We start from the raw sequence: 22,626 nt of genomic DNA, 5'->3' as shown, positions 1-22,626 counted from the left end.
CTTTAGGCAGTCGTTTCGGAGCGACCGGATGAAAAGGGCGCCCGGAAAGGCCGCGAGATGAGCAAAAAAACCCTGATCGCACCCTCGGTGCTGGCATCGGATTTCTCCAAGCTCGGTGACGAGGTCGAGGCCGTGGCGGCGGCCGGCGCCGACTGGATCCATCTCGATGTCATGGACGGCCATTTTGTCCCCAACATCACCTTCGGCCCGCCGGTGATCAAGGCGATCCGCAACCGCACCAAGGCCTTCTTCGACTGCCACCTGATGATCGCGCCGGCCGATCCCTATCTCGCCGCCTTCGCCGAGGCCGGCTGTGACGGCATGACGGTGCATGCCGAGGCCGGGCCGCATCTCGACCGCTCCCTGCAGACCATCAGGAATCTCGGCAAGAAGGCCGGTGTGTCGCTCAATCCGGCAACGCCGGAAAGTGCTGTCGAATATGTACTCGACCGGCTCGACCTGATCCTGATCATGACCGTCAATCCGGGCTTCGGCGGCCAGGCCTTCATCCCAGGGATCGTCGAGAAGGTGAGACGGGTCAAGGCGCTGATCGGCGACCGACCGATCCGCATCGAGATCGACGGCGGCGTTTCAGCCGAAACGGCTCCCTTGGTCACCGCCGCCGGCGCCGATGTGCTGGTCGCTGGCGCCGCCGTCTTCAAGGGCGGCAGCGTCGAAGCCTATCGCGCCAACATCGAGGCGATCAGGACAGCGGCCGACAAAGCCGCCGGCTGACACGTCACGGGTTGCGCCGTTTCCATTCCGGCAGGCCGGCGAAGGCAATTCCAGGAAAAATGCATGGCGGTTTTCCGTCCGGAATTGCGCGGCAACAAGGCTTCGAACGGGTTGACGCGTTCCATCAGACGCGGAACCGGCGCCAAGGGCTCGCGCGCGGGGCACGATGGGTCGAGGGCCTGCTGCCGAATCACTGGGCCGGACGGGAGGCCGGATTCGGCTACATTGTCGATGTCCTTTGCGCGCGGCAGAAAAGATGATCGCATGGGCACACAAGCAACAGATGATTCCGCGTGCATACTGGTTGCAGAGCCGCACAAATTCGCGTGATCAGCGGCGGTCGGGGGCATATTTCTTCGTTCTTAAGTACAATGGCGCCATCCTCTGCTTGAGCGCCCAGAGGCCGGCGCTATGTGGTACATGTACGGAAGGGGAAATGTTTTTCGGACTCGAATTGCCCAAGACAAGAGTTGGGGGACAGGGAGTCGCTTTTGACATACGGCGCTGCCAATCTGCACGACGACAGCACAGGATCCAAGAGCACGCTTGCCAGCACGGTCTATCATCAACTTCGTGACGATCTTCTCGCCGGCAACCTGGAAACCGAAAGCAAGCTACGGGTCGAGTGGGTTGTTTCCAAATATGGTGCCGGTGCCTCTCCGGTCCGTGAGGCCCTAAATCGCCTTGCCTCCGAGGGGCTGCTCGGCCGCCATGACCAGCGCGGTTTCTTCATCATGCCGATCAGCGCAGCGGAGCTCGAGGAGCTGACGCGCACCCGCTGCTGGCTCGAGGAACGGGCGCTTCGTGAATCCATTGCCCATCGCACCACCGAATGGGAAGAGCAGCTGGTGCTGGCGCTGCATCGCCTGGGGCGGGCGTCGCGTCTTTCGCCGCAGGATCTCTCCTCGCTCGATCCGGATTGGGAGAAGTTGCACCGAACCTTCCATCGGGTGCTGATCTCGGCCTGCCGGTCGCACTGGCTGGTGAGCTTCTGCGATCAGCTTTCCGATCACGCCTACCGCTATCGGCAAATGGCCAATGATGGCGAGAGCGTTCAGCGCGACGACTTCGCCGAACACCGGCTGATAGCCGAATACGCACTGGACGGCAATGCCGACGGTGCCGTTCAGCTCCTGATCGATCATTACCAGCTGACCACGGCCCTGTGCATGGAACGCTTCAAGCAAGCCGGGGGTTCAAAGGCCGCCACCCCGACCCAAAGCACCCGACGGTAACGGCCGGGTTCTTTCAGCGTCTCACTGCTCATCGCCCGCGATCTTTGCCGCAGATCCAGTTTGCTGGACCCGCGTTTGCGGTCTTGACGGCGTGGCCGGGAAACGCGAACTCTTTGCCGTCGGCGCATGCCTTCCCATGGGGATGCCAGGCGCCATTGCCCTCGCTGCAGGAAGACGTCATGAGCAATCATCTGTTCGATGCGTTCCGGTCCCGGATGCCGGCGCCCGATCGTTTGTTGATGGAAACGGACGATGGGCGATCGCTGACCTATGGCGACATGCTGGCGCGGTCGACACAGCTCGCGCATGCGCTCCTGCAACTGGATGTCGAGCCCGGCGACCGGGTCGCCGTGCAGGTCGAGAAGAGCCCGGAGGCGGTGCTGCTCTACCTCGCCTGTGTGCGCGCCGGTGCCGTCTTCCTGCCGCTCAACACCGCCTATACGCTGACCGAGCTCGGCTATTTCTTCGAGGATGCCACGCCGCGGGTCATTGTCTGCGATCCGGCGAAATCGGCTGACATCGCGCGCATGGTCGAGCCATCCGGTGCCGTCGTCGTCACGCTCGACCGCAACGGCCAGGGATCGCTAACGGACCAGGCATCGCGGCAATCGACCGATTTCCATGACGTCGAGCGCGGCAAGGACGATCTCGCGGCGATCCTCTACACATCCGGAACGACCGGCCGTTCGAAAGGCGCCATGCTCAGCCACGGGAATCTCGCCTCGAACGCACGGGTGCTGGTCGAGCAATGGCGGTTCACATCAGGCGATGTGCTGATCCACGCGCTGCCGATCTTCCATACCCACGGCCTGTTCGTCGCCACCAACGTCATCCTGATGGCCGGCGCCTCGATGCTGTTCGAACAGAAATTCGATCCGGCCCGCATCGTCTCGCTGCTGCCGCGCGCCACGGCGCTGATGGGCGTGCCGACCTTCTACACCAGGCTGCTGCAGCAGGACCGGCTGGACCGCCAGGCAGCGAAGAATATCCGCCTGTTCGTGTCCGGCTCGGCGCCGCTGCTTGCCGAGACGCACAGGGCCTGGCGCGAGCGCACCGGCCACGCCATCCTCGAGCGTTACGGCATGACCGAGACCAACATGAACACCTCCAACCCTTACGACGGCGAACGGCGCGCCGGCACGGTCGGCTTCCCCTTGCCTGGCATCGCGCTTCGTATAGCCGATCCCGACACCGCCAGGCCGCTTGCCCAGGGCGAGGTCGGCATGATCGAGGTGAAGGGTCCGAACGTGTTTTCCGGCTACTGGCGCATGCCGGAAAAGACCAAGGCGGAATTCCGCGCCGACGGTTTCTTCATCACCGGCGATCTCGGCATGGTCGATGTCGATGGCTATGTCCACATTGTCGGCCGCGGCAAGGACCTGATCATTTCAGGCGGCTACAACATCTACCCGAAGGAACTTGAGAGCGAGATCGACGCGCTCGACGGGGTCGCGGAAAGCGCGGTCATCGGCGTTGCCCATCCCGACTTCGGCGAAGCTGTCACCGCGGTCGTGGTCCGGACGCCGGGGTCGCGGATCATCGGGGCCGAAATCCTTGGTGCCATCGCCGGGCGCCTGGCAAAATACAAGCACCCGAAGCGGGTGATCTTCGTCGACGAATTGCCGCGCAATACGATGGGCAAGGTACAAAAGAATCTTTTACGCGACGCCTATAGGGATCTCTACGCATGCTAGGGAGTGGTTGACGCAATTCTGGACGGAACCCGCCTCACACTTTCCTGGAATTGCTCTCCGACGGCGCCACCTACTTCTGTGGCTTGTGGTTCCGAGCACCGGAACCCCACAAGGCACGCTGGAACAGGCTGCGTTTGCGATTGCGCGGCGCAAGGTCGATGTCGCTGACCAGTTTTGCGCCATCCTTTCGCCGTTCCAGGGTGATCTTGCGGGTGTGGAAAGCTTCGAGCTCGGCGCGGTGCGCCACGCTGATGATGGTGACATCGGGCAATTCGTGGATCACCGTCTTCATCATCTGGTCCTGGCTCTTTTCGTCCAGCGCCGAGGTCGCCTCGTCCAGCACGACGATATCGGGCCTGTGCAGCAAGAGGCGCGCGAAGGCGACCCGCTGCCTTTCACCGCCAGACAGGGTCTGATCCCATGGGGCTTCTTCTTCGAGCCGTTCGGCAAGGTAGCCCAGGCCAACCTTGTCGAGGGCGGCCTTGATCTGCTTTGCCGCCCAGTTGTCGGCGGCGGCGGGATAGGCGACCGCGCGGCGCAGCGTACCGGTCGGGATGTAGGGGCGCTGCGGCAGCATGAACAGCCGCCGGTCGGGGTGGAAATTGACGCTACCGCTGCCCCATGGCCACAGGCCGGCGATCGCCCGCACCAGCGTCGACTTGCCCGAGCCGGATTCGCCGGACACCAGCACCCGCTCGCCCGGTTCGACCACCACTTCGGTTTCCTTGACCACCGAGGTGCCATCGTCGAGCGTCACGCAGAGATTGTCGAGGCTGAGCATCGCATCGCCCTTGGTGTTGCCGTGCTTGATGCGCCCCAATTTATCGTTCTGCTCGGCGCGCTCGAGCCCGTCGAGCGACATCATCAGCGAGGCGATGCGGTGGGCCGAGGCATTCCAGTCGGCAAGTCGCGGGTAGTTGTCGACCAGCCATCCAAAGGCGCCCTGCACGATGGCGAAGGCGGAAGCCGCCTGCATCACCTGCCCGAGCGACATTGAGCCTTCGAGGAATTTTGGCGCGCACAGCAGCACCGGCACGACAGGGGCGAACAGGCTCGAGCCCTGCGAGACCAGTGCGGTGCGCATATGCTGGCCGGTCAGCCGCGCCCATCGCTTCAGCACGCCGGCGAAAGTCTTGTCTATGCCGCTGTTCTCCTCTTCCTCGCCTCCCAGCAAGGCGATGCTCTCGCCGTTCTCGCGCACACGCGTCAGCACATAGCGGAATTCGGCTTCGGCCTGGTTCTTGTCCTCCGAAAGCCGCACGAAATTGCGGCCGATGATGAACATCGAGGTGGAGGTGATCGCTGCGTAAACCACGGCGGTGATGACGAGGAAGCCGGGCACGGTGATGGTCGAGCCGCCGAGCGGAAAACTCAGCGCCCCGCCGATCGTCCACAGCACCACGATGAAGGTCGAGGCTGACAGGAAGGCGGAAGTGACCCCGGCGACGAAATCGACGGGCGACTCGGTTGCGACGCGCAGATCCTCCGACAGGCGGGCCTCGGGGTTCTGGTGGTCGCCCTTGACGAGGTTGAGCTGGTAGTAGCGGCCGTGATCCAGCCAGCGCGCGATGACCGAGGTGGTCAGCCAGGAGCGCCAGCGGCGCTGCATCGTCATGCGCAGATAGACCTGCGCGACGACAAGGCCGATGCTGCCGGCCACGAGCGGCAGGAAAATGGCGCTGAGAAAGTACACCGTACGGGCCTGGCGCTGCTCGATGGCGTCGAAGATGGCGCGGTTCCAGACATTGATCCCGTATTGGAAGCCGACATTGGTGCCGATCAGGACCAGCAGCCCGATCGTCAGCGGCCAGGCGAGCCTGTCGCCATGCCGTCCCCAATAGCCGCGCCCGCTGATCCAGAAACGCCTTAGCAGGTATTTCTTGCGCGCCTGAGCCGCCTCCTCGGGCGTCAGTTCCGGATCGGGTTCGACGGCATCCGGCGGTGGGGGCGCGGCGACGCCGACAACCTCGGACGCCGCTTCGGCGGTAGGCACCTTCTTGTCACGTGGCTCTTTTTCGCGCGGCTTCTCTTCGCGCGTCTTGTCGTCACGCGGCTTTTGGCGTCGTGGCTTTCCCCGACCCGGCTTCAAGGCGCCGCGCGGTTTGATGCCATCGGCCGGTTCGGATTTGGGTCTCGCCTCGGACATACGCCCGACAACGACCTCGAAATCAAAAGGTTTCATGCCGTTTGTTCGAGATGACAATTCCCGACAGCGCCTGTCATTCCCGGTACAGCAGCCCGGCGACATGGTCGGCGATCGCCAGGCTTGCCGTCAGGCCGGGGCTCTCTATGCCGAACAGATTGACGATCCGGCCCGCGCGATGATCGGACGGTCCCTGCACCACGAAGTCGGCGGCGGGTTGACCGGGGCCCGACAGCTTCGGCCTGATGCCGGCATAGGCCGGCTGCAGCGCGCCATCGCCAAGGGCGGGCCAATAGCGCCGGATCGCCTCGTAGAAGGCGGCGCTTCGGCCCCGATCGACCGTGTAATCCACATGGTCGATCCACTCGACGTCGGGTCCGAAGCGCGCACTGCCGCCGAGATCGAGAGTCAGATGGACGCCAAGGCCACCCTCGGCCGGAACCGGATAGATCAGCCGCGAAAAGGGTGACCGGCCCGGAAGGGCGAAATAGTTCCCGCGCGCCAGCCACTGCCGGGGGATGAGATCCCTCGGAAAACCGTCGATCCGGCCGGCCACGGCCTGCGCATCGAGGCCCGCGGCATTGATGAAGGCATCGGCCTTCAAGGCGAAGGTCTCGCCATTGGCATCGCGCGTGTCGATCCGGATCCCATCGGTTTCGATCGTGGCTCCGGCGACAGCGGTCAGGAAGGCGAAGGATGCGCCGGCCGCTTCGGCATCGCCGCGCAGTGACAGCATCAACGCGTGGCTGTCGACAATGCCTGTCGATGGCGACAGCAGCGCGCCGGCGCATGTCAGCGCCGGCTCCAGGCTTTCGGCCTCGTCGCGCGTCAAAAACTCGAGATCGTCCACCCCGCAGCGCCGCGCATTGTCCTGGATCGCCCGCAACCCTTCCGTCTGGCTAGGCTCGTTGGCGACGATCAGCTTGCCGGGGCGGGCATGGGCGATGTTGTGCTCGGCGCAGTAGGCGTAGAGCCGCCGGCGTCCTTCGACGCAGAGTCGGGCCTTTAGGTTTCCCGGCGCATAATAAAGCCCGGCATGGATGACTTCGGAATTGCGCGAACTGGTGACGGTGCCGATCGCATCGGCCTGCTCGACCACCACCACCTCGCGGCCCGACAAGGCGAGCGCCCTGGCGATGGCAAGCCCGACCACGCCTGCTCCGGCGACGACACAATCGATTGTCTGCATGGCCTCGCCTTCAGCGGGAAGCGCCGGCCTCGAACACCTTGTCGCCGCCGATCCAGACGCTTCCTATGTTAAGATCGTCCGACAGAGCAACGATATCCGCCGCCGTGCCGTTGGCAAGGCGGCCAAGCCGATGCGACTGGCCGATCGCCTGCGCCGGGTAGAGCGACGCCATGCGCAAGGCTTGCGCGAGCTCGACGCCGACGACGCCGTGCATGAACCGCACGGCCGAGATCATGTCGAGATCCGCGCCCGCCAGCGTCCCGTCGGCGAGCCGCAGGCTGCCGTCCTTGCGGTAGATGGTCCGGCCATTGAGCGTGAACGAGGTCATATCAGTGCCGATCGTCGCCATCGCGTCGGTGACCAGCACGATTCTGCCCGGCCCCTGCTTGGCATCGAGCGCGATCCTGATGGTCGCGGGATGGACATGAATGCCGTCGGCGATCAGCCCGGCGGACAATGTGTCGATGTCGATCGCCGCGCCCGCCAGGCCGGGCTCGCGGTTGCCGATCTGGCTCATCGCGTTGAACAGATGGGTGACCACGCTGGCGCCGGCTTCGGCAAAGGCTTTCGCGGTGGCATAACCGGTGTCGGAATGGCCGAGGCTGACGATGATGCCTGCCCCGGCCAATGCCGTGACGCGGGCCAGGTCGACGGATTCCGGCGCGACCGTGGTGAGCAGCACCGGCAGCTTCTGCCGCGCCGCGATCAGTATTGCCTGATCGGCGTCGGTCATCGGCCGGATCAGCGCCGGATCATGCGCGCCCTTGCGGGCGATCGACAGATGCGGCCCTTCGAGATGCAACCCGAGGAAGCCCGGCACTTTTTGTCGCGCGGCTGCTTCGCCGGCGGCAATCGCGGCGGCGGTGATTGCTGGCGTGTCGGTGATCAGCGTCGGCAACAGCGCCGTCGTGCCGAACGGCGCGTGCGCCCGGCAGATGGTTTCGATCGAGGCCACATCGGGGTGGTCGTTGAGCATGACGCCGCCGCCGCCATTGACCTGGATGTCGACAAAGCCCGGCACCAGCATGCCGCCGCCGGTGTTGAAGGCGCGGATATCGGCGGGCAGGGCGCCCTGGCGCAGGATGGATTCGACAAGACCGTCGCGCACGACAAGAGCCGCGTCTTCGTGCCAGTCGTCGCCATCGAAAATGCGGGCGCCGGTCAGGGCAAAACGGTCGCTCATACGGTCTCCGTCACCTTGCGAAGGTTGCGCGGCGCGTCCGGATCGAGGCCGCGATGACGGGCGAAAGCCTCGACGAACACGTAGAAGGAGACGATCAGCGTCAGCGGATCGGTCAGCGGGTGACCGGTTGCGACATGCGGCAGGCGCGTGGCGCGCTTGGCAAGCGCGGAGGTGACGAACACCGGCGCGCCCTTGGCCGCCAGGCCGTCGGCGGCTTCGGCGACGGATGGCTCGGACGCATCGCGCGCGGCCAGCGCCAGCACCGGAAAGTCGGGACCGATCAGCGCCAGCGGGCCGTGCATGACTTCGGCCGCGCTATAGGCCTCGGCATGCATGCCGCAGGTCTCCTTGAATTTCAGCGCCGCCTCGTTGGCCATTGCCGCGGACGGGCCGCGGCCGAGGATGAACAGCGATTTCTGCTTCTCGATGGTTTCGGCCAACACGCTCATCCAGTCGCAGGCGATCGCCTCGCGGAAATGGTCCGGCAAGCCGGCAAGCGCCTTGAGAAGCGTTTCGTCGCCGGTGGAATGCGCCATCAGAGCAAGACCGGCGACGGCGGAATTGACGAAGGTCTTGGTTGCCGCGACGCTGCGCTCGGGCCCCGCCAGGATGTCGATCGCATAGTCCGAGGCGCGCGCCAGCGGCGACTCGGCGGTGTTGGTGACGGCAATGGTCAGCGCGCCGCCGGCCCGCGCGGTTTCGGCCATGGCGACGATATCGGGGCTCTTGCCCGACTGCGAGATCGCCAGGCATGCGGAGCCGCCGAGACGCAGCTTGCGGCTATAGATCGAAGCGATAGAGGGGCCGACCGAGGCGACGGCAAGGCCCGCAGTCAGTTCGACGGCATATTTCATGAAAGTGGCGGCATGGTCGGACGAACCGCGCGCCACGGTAACGACGAACTGCGGGTCGCGTTCCCTGATCCCGCGCCCGGCTTCGGCGAGCACCGCGCCGGAGCCGTCGAGCAGGCGGGCGACGGCTTGCGGGATCTCCTCGATCTCGCGCTGCATATGTGTGGTGTTGGAAATCATGGTCGGCCCTCTTCGCTTGGCCCTGTCAGCCGCAGTTCGGCGACGAAATCATAGGCGTCGCCCCTGTAGATGGAGCGGGTGAATTCGATCACCTTGCCGCTCGCCAGATAGGAAATACGCTCGATATGCAGGCCGGCAATACCGGGCGGCACTTCCAGCAGCCGCGCGTCGCCGTCGCCGAGATTGGCGGCCGAGATGCGCTGCACCGCCCGCACCGGCCGGTTGCCGGTCAATTCCAGTGCCGCATAGAGCGAGGAGCCTATCCCCGCCGGGTCGGGCAGCACGCTGGCCGACAGCGAGGCGCGTTCGATCGCCAGCGGCGTGTCGTTGGCGATGCGCAGGCGCGCCACGCGCGCCACCAGTTCGCTCGACGACAGGCCGAGCACCATCATCTCGTCGGGAGAGGGCGCGTAAAGGCCACGGTCGAGCCATGCCGAACGCACCGCCATGCCGCGCCGCGCCATGTCTTCGGTAAAGGAGGTCAGCCGCGACAGCGACTGCTCGACGCGCTCCATGCGCGGCGCCACAAAAGTGCCGGAGCCATGGCGCTGGACCAGGATGCCGCCCTTGACCAGATCCTGCACCGCCTTGCGCACGGTGACGCGGGAAATGTCGGCCTTGGTGGCGATGTCGCGCTCCGAGGGCAGCGCGTCGCCCGGCCCGATCAGGCCGCGGTTGACGGCGTCCTCGATGCTTTTCCTGAGCTGCAGGTAGAGCGGCGCGCCGCTTTGCGACGATTGTTTCAGCGCGGCGAAGATCTGGTCCGCGGCGTCGTTCATCGAGCCGCCTCCGCGTGTCCCGCGAAAAGCCGGGCCGCCATCTGCACCGCACCGCCCAGCGCGTCATCGAGCGGCTCTCTCAGCAGCGCCTTGTAGCGCGCCGACAGGCGCGGCGCGTAGAGCGGCGCCAGCCCGCCAAGCAGGCAGAGCGGCGCGTCGTCCGAAAGGCCGAGCGCGCCGAGCGAAGCCTCGACGTCGCCGACCGCCTTGTCGACGATCCAGTTGGCGACGGCGTCGCCTTTCTCGGCGTGCTCGAACACCTTGGGCGCGAAGCCGCCGAAATCGCCCGGCTTGGCATTGGTTGTGAATTCGACGACGTCTTCGGGATTGTCGCGGAAGATGGCCATCATGGCGTCGGTCAGCGGCGAACGCGCGCGCACCCCGTCATGGGCCAGCAGCGTCTGTTCCAGGAGGTCGCGGCCGATGCGGGCGCCGCTGCCCTGGTCGCCGACCTGGAAGCCCCAGCCGCCGATGGCGCGCGATCTGCCGTTCCTGCGCGCCATGTAGGCGGTGCCGGTGCCGAGGATCGCCATCGCGCCGTCGCCAGAACCGACAGCGCCTTCCAGCGCGATCTCCGCGTCGGTCTCGACGCGGCTGGTGCTGAACGGCAGGATCGCTTCGAGCTGTTGCCGGTAGGTGCCGACATTGGCGCCGGCAAGACCGAGAATGGCTGGCGTCTGAGGGATCAGGTCCGGATTATGGCCGGCGGCGATGAATGCCTGCCGCGCGGCCTCGACGATGTTCGAACGGGCGCCGGTGAGGTCGGTGCGGATGTTGGCGGCGCCGCTTTTGGCGCGGCCGACGACGGTGCCGTCCGCCGTTGCAAGGGCGGCCCTGCAGCTGGTGCCGCCGCCATCGATACCGAGCACGAAATTCACGCGATTTCTCCTCCGGGCGGATAATACCAATAAAATACCAATAGCCAAGGATTAATTTCCGTTTCAAAAAGATTAAGGCGTATCTCGTTGAAAAACCCACGTATTTCGCCGGCTCATCGAATTCCTGGCCGCGAAGCCACTAATGCATGTGGACAAGTGGTATTTTTTTGGTATTGTTTCCTGCATTGGAGGAGCAGGGATGGCCGAAACGCGTACCGAAGCGCTGCACAGGAATGCCGAGGGACTGGATATCCAGGCCCCCGAAGCCATCCTTGTTTCGCTGGCGGATGCGCAGGTCGAAGCCGCGAAGGCGGTCCGCAACGCCATTCCCGCCATCGCCAAGGCGGCCGAGATCATCGCTGGCCGGTTGAGCGGCGGCGGCAAGCTCGCCTATGCCGCGGCCGGCAGTTCGGGCCTGATGGCGCTGGCCGACGCCTTGGAACTGCCTGGCACCTTCGGCATTCAGCGCGACCGCATCGCCATCCTGGTCGCCGGCGGCGAAGAAGCTTTCCGGACATTAGCCGGTGGGCCCGAGGATGATACCGAGGAGGCCGCGACGGCGGTCGCCAACGCCGGCATCGGCGTGGGTGATTGCCTGATCGCCCTTTCCGCCAGCGGCACGACGCCCTACGCGGTGCGGGCCATCGAGGAAGCCGCCCGCCGGGGTGCGGCGACCATCGGCATCGCCAACAACAGGGCTTCAGCCCTGCTTCGCCAGGCCGAAACCGCCATCCTGCTCGAAACGCCGCCTGAGGTGATCGCCGGTTCGACGCGCATGGGCGCCGGCACCGCGCAGAAGATCGCGCTCAACATGCTGTCGACCTTGACCGCCGTCCATCTCGGCCACGTCCATGACGGCTATATGGTCAACCTCACGGCCGACAACATCAAGCTGCGCGACCGCGCCACGCGCATCGTCGCCGCGGTCAGCGGGCGCGACAGGGACGAAGCGGCCCGGCTGCTCGAAAGGAGCGGCGGCGCCGTCAAGACAGCCATTCTGCTCGCCGCCGGTGCCGACAGCGCCGACGCAGCGCAGAAGATACTGGAGGGGACCGGCCAGAAGCTGCGGCCAGCCCTTTCCGCGATCGAGGGGAACAAGGGCTCCAAAGCCTAGGTTCTCATCAAAACCGAACCTGAAAAAGGTCAACAGGGAGACTGAGCATGACAACGAAACTACTGACGGCACTGCTTCTGGGCACCAGCATTCTCGGCTCGGCCGGGTTGGCTCACGCCGAGGACGTAACGCTCAACATCGAAAGCTGGCGCGGCGACGATCTCTCCATCTGGAAGGACAAGCTGATCCCGGCCTTCGAAGCCAAGAACCCCGGCATCAAGGTGGTGTTCGCGCCATCGGCGCCGACCGAATATGACGCCGCCCTCGGCGCCAAGCTCGCCGCCGGCTCGGCGGGCGACCTGATCACCTGCCGCCCGTTCGACAAGTCGCTCGAACTGTTCAAGAAGGGCAACCTCGCCGACCTGTCCTCGCTGCCCGGCATGGATAATTTCTCCCCCGTCGCCAAGTCGGCCTGGCAGACGGATGACGGCAAGTCGAGCTTCTGCGTACCGATGGCATCCGTGATCCACGGCTTCATCTACAACAAGGACGCCTTCGACAAGCTCGGCATCAAGGTGCCGACGACCCGCGACGAGTTCTTCGCCGCGCTCGACAAGATCAAGGCCGACGGCACCTACATCCCGATGGCCATGGGCACCAAGGACCTCTGGGAAGCCGCGACCATGGGCTATCAGAATATCGGCCCCAACTACTGGAAGGGCGAGGAGGGCCGCGCGGCGCTCATCAAGGGCACGCAGAAGCTGACCGACAAGGACTGGGTCGCGCCCTACGAGGAACTGGCCAAGTGGAAGCCGTATCTGGGCGACGGCTTCGAGGCGCAGACCTATCCGGACAGCCAGAACCTGTTCACGCTCGGCCGCGCCGCCATCTACCCGGCCGGCTCGTGGGAGATCGGCCTGTTCAACACCCAGGCCCAGTTCAAGATGGGCGCCTTCCCGCCGCCGGTCGAGAAGGCTGGCGACACCTGCTACATCTCGGACCACACCGATATCGGCATGGGCCTGAATGCGGCATCCAAGCACGCGGACGCGGCCAAGACCTTCCTGTCCTGGGTGGCCTCGCCGGATTTCGCCACCATCTACGCCAACGCGCTGCCGGGCTTCTTCAGCCTGAACTCCTCGCCGGTGAAGATGCAGGATCCGCTGGCGCAGGAATTCGTCTCCTGGCGCGGCAAGTGCAAGTCGACCATCCGCTCGACCTACCAGATCCTGTCGCGCGGCACGCCGAACCTCGAGAACGAGACGTGGGTTGAATCGGCCAACGTCATCAACGGCACCGATACGCCCGAAGCCGCGGCCAAGAAGCTGCAGGACGGCCTCGACAGCTGGTATCATCCGGCGAAATAAGATCTCAGGCACGGAGCAGGGCCGTTCCAACTGGGCGGCCCTGCCTCTTCCGATAGCATCGACTGCGAACGACGGCGCCGTCCCTCATCCGCCTGCAGGCACCTTCTCCCCCTACAATGACGGGGAGAAGGGACGAGCCGCAACGCTGGCGATCCCCTCTCCCCGTCCTTTACGGGGAGCGGGTAAGGGTGAGGGGCAGCGCTGCCGTCGAACGCATTGCCTAGAGCAATTCCAGGAAAATTGCGTAGCGGTTTTCCGTCCGGGATTGCGTAAGAACAAAGAGTTAGAGCGGGTCAACGATTCTATCGAACGCCGAACCGCTCTAGACCTTGATCGGCGGGGACCGAACTCATGGCCGCGGAAATACGACCCAAAAGACCGTTTCGCTGGCACATCGCCGTCTTCCTGGCGCCGGCCGTGCTCGTCTATACGGCGATCATGATCCTGCCGCTCGCCGGCACGCTGCAGCTGTCGCTGTTCCGTAATATCGAGCAGCACCAGGTCTTCGTTGGGCTGGACAATTTCCGCACGTTGTTCGGCGATCCCAACTGGTCGGTGAATTTCTGGAACGCGCTGAGGAACAATGTCTGGTTCTTCATCATCCACATGCTGGTGCAGAACCCAATCGGCGTGCTGCTGGCCGCCCTCCTGTCCAGCCCAAGGCTCAGGTTCTCGGCCTTCTACCGCACGGCGATCTTCGTGCCGACGATCCTGTCCTTCGTCATCGTCGGCTTTGCCTGGAAGCTGATCCTGTCGCCGCTGTGGGGCGTGGCGCCGCATCTCATGGATTTCGTCGGCCTCAAAAGCCTGTTCACGCCGTGGCTCGGCAAGGAGCAATACGCGCTGACCGCGCTCAGCCTGGTTTCGGTGTGGCAGTTCATCGGCATCCCGATGATGCTGATCTACGCCGCCCTGCTGTCGATCCCCGACGAGGTGCTCGAGGCCGCCGAATGCGATGGGATCACCGGTATGTCGCAGTTCTGGAAAATCAAGCTGCCGCTGATCCTGCCGTCCATCGGCATCATCTCTATTCTGACCTTCGTCGGCAATTTCAACGCCTTCGACCTGATCTACACCGCGCAAGGGGCGTTAGCCGGACCGAACTATTCGACCGATATTCTCGGCACCTTCCTCTACCGCGCCTTTTTCGGCTTCCAGCTGCAGGTCGGCGATCCCAACATGGGCGCGACAATCGCCACCATCATGTTCCTGATCATCCTCGGCGGTGTCTGCGTCTATCTGTTCCTCATCCAGACGCGCCTGCGTCGCTACCAGTTCTGAGGGATGGATATGTCGAGCCAAGGCACCCCCCTCTGGCCTGCCGGCCATCTCCCCCTCAAGGGGAGAGATTGGACGTCATCGCCGGTTTCGCAAATTTTCAGCGTTGCAAAAAAGGCAGCGACATCGACGCTGCTGATCTCCCCCCCTGAGGGGGAGATGTCCGGCAGGACAGAGGGGGGTGCCTTGGCGCCGTTCCTTGCAATTGCGGCTCGTCAGGAGGCCGTCCAATGAGCATCGCCACCCGTTCGCTGCCCCGCACCATCGGCGCCCATGCGATCCTGTTGACCTACACGGCGATCGCGTTGTTTCCGGTGATCCTGGTCATCATGAATTCGTTCAAGTCGCGCGCCGGCATCTTCGGCGCGCCGCTGACGCCGCCGACGCCGAAAACCTTCGACCTGATCGGCTACACCACGGTGATCGGCCAGGGCGATTTCATCCACTATTTCCAGAACAGCTTCGTCGTCACCGTCGGCTCGCTGTTCTTCGTGCTGCTGTTCGGCGCCATGGCCGCGTTTGCGCTGTCGGAATACCGCTTTCGCGGCAACACGCTGATGGGACTCTACCTGGCGCTGGGCATCATGATCCCGATCCGCCTTGCCACCGTCGCCATTCTGCAATTGATGGTGGCGAGCGGACTGGTCAACACGCTGACGGCGCTGATCCTGGTCTATACCGCGCAAGGGTTGCCGCTGGCGGTCTTCATCCTGTCGGAATTCATGAAGCAGGTGTCGGACGATCTGAAGAATGCCGGCCGCATCGACGGGCTGTCGGAATACACCATCTTCTTTCGCCTGGTGGTGCCGCTGGTGCGGCCATCGATGGCGACCGTCGCCGTCTTCACCATGATCCCGATCTGGAACGATCTGTGGTTTCCCCTGATCCTGGCGCCATCGGAAGAGACCAAGACGGTCACGCTCGGCGCCCAGCTTTTCCTCGGCCAGTTCGTCACCAACTGGAACGCCATCCTGGCCGCGCTGTCGCTGGCGATCCTGCCGGTGCTGGTCCTCTACGTCATCTTCTCGCGGCAGCTGATCCGCGGCATTACGTCGGGGGCGGTCAAGTGAGCGGGGACCGCCAGTTGTCCGTACGGCTGCGCTTCACCCCACCCGGCGCTGCGCGCCGACCTCCCCATCAAGGGGAGGTAGAAGGTCGTCGCTTCATTCTCGGCCGCCTGGGCTCTCATTTCCGAGTTGCTTCTTCGGCAGGGATTTTCACGCCGACGCCCTACCTCCCCTTGATGGGGAGGTCGGCGCGCAGCGCCGGGTGGGGTGACACCCTATCAAGAAAACATGGAATGTCTGGAGCAGTCAGGTGAGCGATAAACTACCCCTTCGCGTTGTCGTCGCCGGCCTCGGCAATATGGGCCGCAGCCACGCATTCGCCTACCACACCAATCCCGGCTTTGAGATCGCGGCGCTGATCAACCGCTCCGACGTGCCGCTGCCGGACGGGCTGTCGGGCTATGGCATCAGGCGGTCCTTCGATGACGTGTTGCGTGACGAGAAGCCTGACGTCGCCTGCATCGCCACCTATTCGGACAGCCATGCCGACTATGCGGTGAAGGCGTTCGAGGCCGGCTGCCATGTCTTCGTCGAAAAGCCGCTGGCAACGACGGTGGCCGACGCCGAGCGCGTCGTCGCGGCGGCCAAGGCCAACGGCAAAAAACTGGTGATCGGCTACATCCTGCGCCATCACCCCTCCTGGATCAGGCTGATCGCCGAAGCGCGCAAGCTCGGCGGCCCTTACGTCTTCCGCATGAACCTCAACCAGCAATCCTCAGGCGCCACCTGGGAGACGCACAAACAATTGATGCAGACGACCTCGCCGATCGTCGACTGCGGCGTCCACTATCTCGACGTGATGCTGCAGATCACCGATGCCAAACCGGTCGAGGTGCGCGGCATGGGCGTGCGGCTGACGCAAGAGGTCGCGCCGTCGATGTACAATTACGGCCATCTGCAGGTGCTGTTCGACGACGGGTCGGTCGGCTGGTACGAGGCCGGCTGGGGTCCTATGATTTCCGAGACGGCATTCTTCGTGAAGGACGTCATCTCGCCGAACGGCTGCGTCTCGATCGTCATGAAGGAGGGCGTCAAGTCCGACGACATCGACACCCACACCAAGACCTCGACCATTCGCCTGCATAGCGCGGCGACCGGACTGGACGGCAAATTCGCCAAGCCGGACGAGATGTTGTCGATGGCAGGCGAACCTGGGCACCAGGATCTTTGCGATCTCGAACAGGCCTTCGTGCTGAAAGCGATCCGCGAAGACCTGGACCTGACCCGCCATATGGACGACGCGGTCAAGTCGCTCGCCGTCTGCCTTGCCGCCGACGAGAGCGTGCGCAGCGGGAAGGCGGTGAGGCTTTGACATACGGATCGCTGTCGACCAGCGCAGCAAAACGGCGCGAGGCCTGGAAGCTGCCAATCTCCCCCCTTGAGGGGGAGATGGCCGGCAGGCCAGAGGGGGGTGCCTTGGCGCCTGCTTACGAATTTGGAGGACTGCCGTGGGCTCGCTGAAGATCGAAAATGTGAAGAAGGCATTTGGGCCGGTCGAGGTGCTGAAAGGCATCGATCTGGAAGTGACGGATGGTGAATTCGTCGTCTTCGTCGGTCCCTCCGGCTGCGGCAAGTCGACCTTGCTACGGGTCATTGCAGGCCTGGAGGATTCGACCTCGGGCCGCGTACTGATCGATGGCGAGGACGTCTCCGTCACGCCGCCCGCGAAACGCGGCATCGCCATGGTGTTCCAGACCTATGCGCTCTATCCGCATCTGACGGTGAAGAACAATATGGGCCTTGGGCTCAAGCAGGCGAGCACGCCGGCCGCCGAGATCGACCGCCGCATCGGCATCGCCTCCTCCATGTTGTCGCTGGAATCCTATCTCGAGCGGCGGCCGGCGGAACTCTCCGGCGGCCAGCGCCAGCGCGTCGCCATCGGCCGCGCCGTGGTGCGCGAGCCAAAGCTGTTCCTGTTCGACGAGCCGCTGTCCAACCTCGATGCGGCCCTGCGCGTCAACACCCGGCTGGAAATTGCGCAGCTGCACCGCCGGCTGAAGGCGACGATGATCTACGTCACCCACGATCAGGTCGAAGCAATGACGCTGGCCGACAAGATCGTGGTGCTCAATGCGGGCCGGATCGAGCAGATCGGCGGTCCGATGGAGCTATATAATTCGCCGGCAAATGAATTTGTCGCCGGCTTCATTGGCTCGCCGAAGATGAACTTCATCGACGGCGCCCGCCTTGGCGAGACGGCCAAGACCATCGGCGTGCGGCCGGAACATCTGACGGTCGATCCGAAATCAGGCGCCTGGAAGGGAACGGTTGTGCACGCCGAGCATCTCGGCGCCGACACCAATCTTTATCTCGATTGCGAAAAGGCCGGCCTGATCACGGTGCGGATATTCGGTGTCTACGACGCCGAACCGGGCGCCACGCTCTATGCGACGCCGGATCCGGCCAAGACCTATCGGTTTGGAGCGGATGGGAAGACAATCAAGCAATAACTGGAGAGGCCGGCGCTGCCCCTCATCCGCCTGCCGGCACCTTCTCCCCGTATAGTGACGGGGAGAAGGAATGGCCGCAACGCTGGCGTCCCCCTCTCCCCGTTCTTCACGGGGAGAGGGTAAGGGTGAGGGGCGGCGCCAACTTATCAACCCTACACGTCCGCCCTGAAAGTCTGCTTCTGCTGGCCGAGCCCTTCGATGCCGAGTTCCACCACGTCGCCGGCCTTCAGGAACACCGGCGGCTTCATGCCCAGCCCGACGCCGGGCGGGGTGCCTGTCGAAATAATGTCGCCGGGATGCAGCGACATGAACTGGCTGAGATAGGACACCAGATACTTGACGCCGTAGACCATGGTTCTGGTCGAGCCGTCCTGCATGGTCTTGCCGTTGACGGTCAGCCACATTTTGAGGTTCTGCGGGTCTGATACCTCATCCTTTGTCACCAGCCAGGGGCCGGTCGGGCCGAACGTGTCGCAGCTCTTGCCCTTGGTCCACTGGCCCTGGCGCTCGGCCTGGAAGGCGCGCTCGGAAACGTCGTGCGCGACGCAATAGCCGGCGACATAGTCGAGCGCGTCGGCTTCGCTGACATATTTGGCTGTCTTGCCGATGACGACGCCGAGCTCGACTTCCCAGTCGGTCTTTTCCGAGCCGCGCGGGATCAGCACGTCGTCGTCCGGGCCCACAATCGCCGAGCTTGCTTTCATGAAGATGATCGGCTCCGGCGGTACTTTGGCACCGGTTTCGGCGGCGTGGTCGGAATAGTTCAGGCCGATGCAGATGAACTTGCCGGTGCCTGCCACACAGGCGCCGAGTCGCGGCTTGCCGGAAACCGCCGGCAGCGATTTCGGATCGAGCTTCGACAGCATCTCCAGCGAGGCCGGATGCAGCACCGTGCCGGCAATGTCGGCGACATGGGCGGAGAGATCGCGGATCGTTCCATCCGCATAGAGCAGGCCGGGACGTTCGCTCCCCACCTCGCCATAGCGCAGCAGTTTCATGCAGTTCTCTCCTCAGTCAGATTGGTTCAGATCGACCAGCCGCCGTCGATATTATAGGCCTGCCCGGACGTATAGGTGGCGCCGGCGAGATAAACCGCGAGATCGGCTATTTCCTCCGGCGTGCCGAGCCGGCCCATCGGCTGGCGCGCGATGAAGGCGGCACGGGCGGCGTCATAGTCGCCTTGCGCATGCATGCGGTCCTGCAGCGACGGGCTCTCGACCGTGCCGGGGCAGATGGCGTTGCAGCGTATGCCCTTGCCGACATAGTCGGCGGCAACCGCTTTGGTCAGGCCGATCACCGCAGCCTTGGTAACCCCATAGGCGAAACGGTTTGGCACACCCTTCTGCGAGCTCGCCAGCGAGGCCATGTTGATGATCGACCCGTCACCACGCTCCAGCATGCCCGGCAGCACGGCGCGGATGGTCCGGATCATGGCGCGCACGTTGAGATTGAACGCGAAATCGAGATCGGCGTCCTTCATCTCCAGGATTGATCCCGAATGGACGAAACCGGCGCAGTTGAACAGCACGTCGACGCGGCCGATCTCGGCGAAGGCTGACTTGACCGCCTCGTCGTTGAGAACGTCCAGCTTGCGGGTCTTGATGCCGGAAGTCTTGGCGAGCTCCGCCAGCAGCACCTCATTGATGTCGGTGGCGTAGACCGTGGCACCAGCCTGGGCGAAGGCCAGCGCGCTTGCCTTGCCGATGCCTTGCGCCGCCGCTGTGACGACGACGACCTTGCCTGCCAGATCCGCCATGCTTTTCTCCTCGCCTGCCTGATGCATCCGCTCTATCGGTGGCCGGCCGACACGTCATGGACCAGTCAGGCTCGATTGTGCGGCCTGTGCCGTAGCCAGTTCACAGATAAAGATGTTTTTTCTCGTTAAAGAACATGCGTCCGGGCGTCAAGTCCGATCGTCATTGCGCCAGCATGGCGGTGTCAGTCGCCATAGGGCACCCAGACATTCTTCACCTCGATGGCGCGGCGCAGCAGGGCGTCGCCGGCGGCCTCTTCCGAGGCCCAGTCCAGGCTGCGCCCATTGCCGCTCCAGACGCGCTTGAGGTTGCCGATAGAGTCCGCTTCCGCCTTGGCGCAGGTGTCGGCGTCGGCGAACAGCCAGAGCCCGTCGACATCGTCATGCTTGGCCAGCACGGCGGCAAGCTCGGCGCTGCGGCCGGTGACGATGTTGATGGCGCCGGCGGGCACATCCGAATACTCGATCACCTGATAGAGGTCGGTGGCCAGCAGCGGGTAGCGCTCGGAAGGCACGGCGACCACGGTGTTGCCCATGGCGAGCGCCGGCGCGACGAGCGAGATGAAGCCGAGCAGCGGCTGATCGTCGGGGGCGACGATGCCCAGCACCCCGACCGGCTCATGCAGCGCCAGCGTGACGGCGCGAGCCGGCGGCTGGTGCACGCGGCCCTCGAACTTGTCGGCAAGACCGGCATAGAGGAAGAGACGCTCGATCGACTGATCGACCTCCTCGCGCGCGGCCTTCGCGGGCACGCCGGTCAGCTGGACGAGCCGGGCAGCGAATTCATCCGCGCGGCCAGAAAGGTTCTCGGCCAGATAATAAAGCACTTGCGAGCGGTTGTAGGCGGTCGCTTCCGGCCATGCCTTGCAGCCGCGAGCGGCTGAAACCGCGTCACGGATATCCTTGCGGTTGCCGAGCCCGACTTCGCCGGCGAGCTTGCCCTTGGCGGTGGCGACGGCGAGCGAGTAATTACCGTCCGGCCGCACCTGTTTGCCGCCGATGAACAGCTTTGCCGTGCGGTCGATAGCCGAACCTTCGGCCTGTTCGACCGGCTGCGCCGAGGCCGTCGCCGGCTTGATGACCGGGCCGAGCGGCAGCCTTGCCGCGAGGTACTCGAACATGCCCTCGCGCCCGCCCTCGCGGCCAAAGCCGCTCTCGCGATAGCCGCCGAAGCCGCAGGCGGCGTCGAACATATTGGTGCCGTTGACCCAGACGACACCGGCCTTCAGCTGCGACGCGACGTGCAGGGCGAGGTTGACATTCTCGCTCCACACCGATGCGGCCAGCCCGTAACGGGTGTTGTTGGCAAGCTCGATCGCTTCCTCCGTGTTGCGGAAGGTCATCGTGGCCAGGACCGGCCCGAACACCTCTTCCTGTGCAAGAACATTAGCCGGCGAAACACCGGTCGCGAGCGTCGGCAGATGGTAGTAGCCTGAGGAGGGCAGGACCGCATCCGGCTGCCAGCAGACGGCACCCTGCCTGGCGCCCTCGGCGATCAGGCCCTTGACGCGATCGAGTTGCGTCAGATCGACCAGAGGGCCGATATCGGTGTTCTTGTCGAGCGGACTGCCGACGCGCAGCCGGCTCATGCGTGTCTTGACCTTGGCGATGAAAGCGTCGGCGATGCCTTCCTGCACCAGCAGCCGCGAACCGGCACAGCAGACCTGGCCCTGGTTGAACCAGATGCCGTCGACAAGGCCTTCGACGGCGCTGTCGAGATCGGCATCCTCGAAGACGATGAAGGCCGATTTGCCGCCAAGCTCCAGCGACAGTTTCTTGCCCGACCCGGCGGTCGCCTTGCGGATGATCTTGCCGACCTCGGACGAACCGGTGAAGGCGATCTTCTGGATGCCGGGATGGTTGACGATGGCCGCGCCCGCTTCCGGACCGCCCTGGACGATGTTGACGACGCCTTTCGGCACGCCGGCCCGTTCGCAGATCTCGGCGAACAGGATCGCGGTCAGCGGCGTGAACTCGGCCGGTTTCAGCACAACCGTGCAGCCCGTGGCAAGTGCGGGCGCGATCTTCCAGGCCAGCATCAGCAGCGGAAAATTCCACGGGATGATCTGGCCGACGACACCGACACCCTTTTGGCCGGGGAAATCCCTGTCCAGCGCCTGCGCCCAGCCGGCATGGTGGATGAAATGGCGGATCGCCAAGGGCACGTCGATGTCGCGGCTTTCACGGATCGGCTTGCCGTTGTCGATTGTCTCCAGCACCGCGAACAGGCGCTGGTGGCGCTGCATGGCACGGCCGATGGCGTAGAGCACCTTGGCCCTGACATAGCCTGAGGACGCGGACCATTTCGGCAACGCCTTCGTGGCGGCCGCAACCGCCGCGTCGATATCGGCGGCATTGGCATCGGAAATCTTTGCCAACAGTTTGCCGGAAGAGGGCTCGCTGGTGTCGAAGGTCTTGCCGCCGCTTGCTGCCTTCCAGTCGCCGCCGATGAACAGGGCCTTGCTGAAATCGCGGCCGGCAAGCCAGGCATCGGCCTCGTTGCGAGCCTCCGGCGCCGGGCCGTATTCCATGGCGTGATAGCGTTCGAGGATGTTCATGGGGCGCTCCAGATAATTGTCTTGGCAGGCGCTCTGTCGCGCCCCCCTCTGTCCTGCCGGACATCTCCCCCACAAGGAGGGAGATCGGCAGCGTCCGCTCCGGCGCCTTTTTCTTCAACGTCGAAAATTGGCGAAGGCCATCGCGACAGCCAATCTCCCCACCTGTGGGGGAGATGTCCGGCAGGACAGAGGGGGGCGCGAAGGAACTCCACGTTCAAAAACCCAGACCCTA

General features: G+C 64.4%; 18 protein-coding genes. 9 read left to right on the top strand and 9 right to left on the bottom strand.

The genetic code is table 11. From position 1 onward, the window contains the following. Nucleotides 1-57: 57 nt before the first annotated feature. The 3 genes from rpe to FJ548_RS07490 all read left to right on the top strand — a co-directional run bounded on the left by rpe (nt 58) and on the right by FJ548_RS07490 (nt 3,664). Complete coding sequence (gene rpe / locus FJ548_RS07500) at nt 58-735, top strand: ribulose-phosphate 3-epimerase (RefSeq protein WP_140777543.1); 678 nt, start codon at nt 58-60, stop codon at nt 733-735. A gap of 491 nt (nt 736-1,226) precedes the next feature. Then, complete coding sequence (locus FJ548_RS07495) at nt 1,227-1,970, top strand: GntR family transcriptional regulator (protein WP_140777542.1); 744 nt, start codon at nt 1,227-1,229, stop codon at nt 1,968-1,970. Between the two features lie 179 nt (nt 1,971-2,149). Further along, nucleotides 2,150-3,664 carry a malonyl-CoA synthase gene (locus FJ548_RS07490; protein ID WP_140777541.1) on the top strand — a complete coding sequence of 505 codons (1,515 nt, stop codon included), beginning with the start codon at nt 2,150-2,152 and terminating at the stop codon, nt 3,662-3,664. Between the two features lie 70 nt (nt 3,665-3,734). On the opposite strand, the gene FJ548_RS07485 is transcribed toward FJ548_RS07490, so the two are convergent. The 6 genes from FJ548_RS07485 to FJ548_RS07460 form a co-directional block, all read right to left on the bottom strand. Next, the gene (locus tag FJ548_RS07485) at nt 3,735-5,810 is read right to left on the bottom strand and encodes an ABC transporter ATP-binding protein/permease (RefSeq protein ID WP_140692083.1); all 2,076 of its coding nucleotides are present in this window, start codon (nt 5,808-5,810) and stop codon (nt 3,735-3,737) included. Nucleotides 5,811-5,883: 73 nt separating this feature from the next. Then, nucleotides 5,884-6,996: an NAD(P)/FAD-dependent oxidoreductase gene (locus FJ548_RS07480; RefSeq protein ID WP_140777540.1), complete on the bottom strand. Its 1,113-nt coding sequence runs from the start codon at nt 6,994-6,996 to the stop codon at nt 5,884-5,886. A gap of 10 nt (nt 6,997-7,006) precedes the next feature. Further along, nucleotides 7,007-8,179, bottom strand: coding sequence for an N-acetylglucosamine-6-phosphate deacetylase (nagA, locus tag FJ548_RS07475; protein WP_140777539.1), 1,173 nt, complete (start codon nt 8,177-8,179; stop codon nt 7,007-7,009). After that, nucleotides 8,176-9,210: an SIS domain-containing protein gene (locus FJ548_RS07470; protein WP_140777538.1), complete on the bottom strand. Its 1,035-nt coding sequence runs from the start codon at nt 9,208-9,210 to the stop codon at nt 8,176-8,178. Before FJ548_RS07470 ends, nagA begins: the two co-directional genes overlap by 4 nt. After that, complete coding sequence (locus FJ548_RS07465) at nt 9,207-9,989, bottom strand: GntR family transcriptional regulator (protein ID WP_140612565.1); 783 nt, start codon at nt 9,987-9,989, stop codon at nt 9,207-9,209. The genes FJ548_RS07470 and FJ548_RS07465 overlap by 4 nt, the downstream gene beginning before the upstream one ends. Further along, nucleotides 9,986-10,867, bottom strand: coding sequence for an N-acetylglucosamine kinase (locus FJ548_RS07460; RefSeq protein WP_140777537.1), 882 nt, complete (start codon nt 10,865-10,867; stop codon nt 9,986-9,988). Before FJ548_RS07460 ends, FJ548_RS07465 begins: the two co-directional genes overlap by 4 nt. A 199-nt stretch (nt 10,868-11,066) precedes the next feature. Here FJ548_RS07460 and FJ548_RS07455 point away from each other — a divergent pair, with 199 nt between their 5' ends. The 6 genes from FJ548_RS07455 to FJ548_RS07425 all read left to right on the top strand — a co-directional run bounded on the left by FJ548_RS07455 (nt 11,067) and on the right by FJ548_RS07425 (nt 18,083). Next, nucleotides 11,067-11,981: an N-acetylmuramic acid 6-phosphate etherase gene (locus FJ548_RS07455; RefSeq protein ID WP_140777536.1), complete on the top strand. Its 915-nt coding sequence runs from the start codon at nt 11,067-11,069 to the stop codon at nt 11,979-11,981. A 47-nt stretch (nt 11,982-12,028) separates the two neighbouring features. Next, nucleotides 12,029-13,288: an ABC transporter substrate-binding protein gene (locus FJ548_RS07450; protein WP_140692031.1), complete on the top strand. Its 1,260-nt coding sequence runs from the start codon at nt 12,029-12,031 to the stop codon at nt 13,286-13,288. A 351-nt stretch (nt 13,289-13,639) separates the two neighbouring features. Then, entirely contained in the window at nt 13,640-14,569 is a 930-nt protein-coding gene (locus FJ548_RS07445; RefSeq protein ID WP_140612555.1) for a sugar ABC transporter permease, read from the top strand. Between the two features lie 227 nt (nt 14,570-14,796). Continuing rightward, the gene (locus tag FJ548_RS07435) at nt 14,797-15,636 is read left to right on the top strand and encodes a carbohydrate ABC transporter permease (protein WP_140612552.1); all 840 of its coding nucleotides are present in this window, start codon (nt 14,797-14,799) and stop codon (nt 15,634-15,636) included. Nucleotides 15,637-15,883: 247 nt separating this feature from the next. Further along, a complete protein-coding gene (locus tag FJ548_RS07430; protein ID WP_140692033.1) occupies nt 15,884-16,945 on the top strand; it encodes a Gfo/Idh/MocA family oxidoreductase in 1,062 nt (353 codons plus the stop codon). 136 nt (nt 16,946-17,081) lie between these two features. Then, nucleotides 17,082-18,083, top strand: a complete 1,002-nt coding sequence (locus FJ548_RS07425) for an ABC transporter ATP-binding protein (RefSeq protein ID WP_140777535.1) — start codon at nt 17,082-17,084, stop codon at nt 18,081-18,083. Nucleotides 18,084-18,235: 152 nt separating this feature from the next. Here the strand turns inward: FJ548_RS07425 and FJ548_RS07420 are convergent, their stop codons facing one another. The 3 genes from FJ548_RS07420 to FJ548_RS07410 form a co-directional block, all read right to left on the bottom strand. Further along, entirely contained in the window at nt 18,236-19,081 is an 846-nt protein-coding gene (locus FJ548_RS07420; protein WP_140692036.1) for a fumarylacetoacetate hydrolase family protein, read from the bottom strand. A 26-nt stretch (nt 19,082-19,107) separates the two neighbouring features. After that, on the bottom strand, nt 19,108-19,839 hold the full coding sequence (locus FJ548_RS07415) for an SDR family oxidoreductase (protein WP_140777534.1): 732 nt from the start codon (nt 19,837-19,839) through the stop codon (nt 19,108-19,110). A gap of 182 nt (nt 19,840-20,021) precedes the next feature. Continuing rightward, the gene (locus tag FJ548_RS07410; RefSeq protein WP_140777533.1) at nt 20,022-22,394 is read right to left on the bottom strand and encodes an aldehyde dehydrogenase family protein; all 2,373 of its coding nucleotides are present in this window, start codon (nt 22,392-22,394) and stop codon (nt 20,022-20,024) included. Nucleotides 22,395-22,626: the final 232 nt, after the last annotated feature.

The sequence above is a fragment of the Mesorhizobium sp. B2-4-17 genome (assembly GCF_006441275.1).
Lineage (GTDB): Bacteria > Pseudomonadota > Alphaproteobacteria > Rhizobiales > Rhizobiaceae > Mesorhizobium.
The sequence above is the reverse complement of the archived record's forward strand: the minus strand, read 5'-3'. Positions and strand labels throughout refer to the sequence as shown.

What these genes read in the sequence shown, in the direction of transcription:
- FJ548_RS07465 (WP_140612565.1), bottom strand. Translation starts at nt 9,989, where the DNA reads ATGAACGACGCCGCGGACCAGATCTTCGCCGCGCTGAAACAATCGTCG.
- FJ548_RS07455 (WP_140777536.1), top strand. Translation starts at nt 11,067, where the DNA reads ATGGCCGAAACGCGTACCGAAGCGCTGCACAGGAATGCCGAGGGACTG.
- FJ548_RS07450 (WP_140692031.1), top strand. Translation starts at nt 12,029, where the DNA reads ATGACAACGAAACTACTGACGGCACTGCTTCTGGGCACCAGCATTCTC.
- FJ548_RS07445 (WP_140612555.1), top strand. Translation starts at nt 13,640, where the DNA reads ATGGCCGCGGAAATACGACCCAAAAGACCGTTTCGCTGGCACATCGCC.
- FJ548_RS07485 (WP_140692083.1), bottom strand. Translation starts at nt 5,810, where the DNA reads ATGTCCGAGGCGAGACCCAAATCCGAACCGGCCGATGGCATCAAACCG.
- FJ548_RS07470 (WP_140777538.1), bottom strand. Translation starts at nt 9,210, where the DNA reads ATGATTTCCAACACCACACATATGCAGCGCGAGATCGAGGAGATCCCG.
- FJ548_RS07415 (WP_140777534.1), bottom strand. Translation starts at nt 19,839, where the DNA reads ATGGCGGATCTGGCAGGCAAGGTCGTCGTCGTCACAGCGGCGGCGCAA.
- FJ548_RS07420 (WP_140692036.1), bottom strand. Translation starts at nt 19,081, where the DNA reads ATGAAACTGCTGCGCTATGGCGAGGTGGGGAGCGAACGTCCCGGCCTG.
- FJ548_RS07490 (WP_140777541.1), top strand. Translation starts at nt 2,150, where the DNA reads ATGAGCAATCATCTGTTCGATGCGTTCCGGTCCCGGATGCCGGCGCCC.
- FJ548_RS07480 (WP_140777540.1), bottom strand. Translation starts at nt 6,996, where the DNA reads ATGCAGACAATCGATTGTGTCGTCGCCGGAGCAGGCGTGGTCGGGCTT.
- rpe (WP_140777543.1), top strand. Translation starts at nt 58, where the DNA reads ATGAGCAAAAAAACCCTGATCGCACCCTCGGTGCTGGCATCGGATTTC.
- FJ548_RS07410 (WP_140777533.1), bottom strand. Translation starts at nt 22,394, where the DNA reads ATGAACATCCTCGAACGCTATCACGCCATGGAATACGGCCCGGCGCCG.
- nagA (WP_140777539.1), bottom strand. Translation starts at nt 8,179, where the DNA reads ATGAGCGACCGTTTTGCCCTGACCGGCGCCCGCATTTTCGATGGCGAC.
- FJ548_RS07435 (WP_140612552.1), top strand. Translation starts at nt 14,797, where the DNA reads ATGAGCATCGCCACCCGTTCGCTGCCCCGCACCATCGGCGCCCATGCG.